Origin of the sequence: Streptomyces flaveolus (assembly GCF_000716535.1) — a bacterium.
In the GTDB taxonomy this organism is placed as follows: Bacteria; Actinomycetota; Actinomycetes; order Streptomycetales; family Streptomycetaceae; genus Streptomyces; species Streptomyces flaveolus_A.
Genome location: NZ_JNWV01000208.1, coordinates 1 through 233 on the forward strand (window position 1 = coordinate 1; position 233 = coordinate 233).

General features: G+C 66.5%; 1 protein-coding gene. It reads left to right on the forward strand.

From position 1 onward, the window contains the following. Positions 1–233, forward strand: a 233-nt coding sequence (locus OO52_RS45880; protein WP_158712721.1) for an AMP-binding protein, incomplete at both ends; no start/stop codon positions are given.

The following is a 233-nucleotide window of genomic DNA, read 5'->3' on the forward strand; positions in this document are numbered from 1 at the left end:
ACCACCTTCGTGGACCTCTTCGAGCAACGGGTACGACAGGCACCGCAGGCGACCGCCGCCGAGTTCGGCGACCACAGCCTCACCTACGACCAGTTGAACGCCCGCGCCAACCAACTCGCCCGCTGGCTGATCAGCCAAGGTGTGGGCCCGGAAAAGCGGGTCGCGATCTCACTGCCCCGCTCACTGGACTGGCTCATCGCCGTCCTCGCAGTGATGAAGTCCGGCGGCGCCTA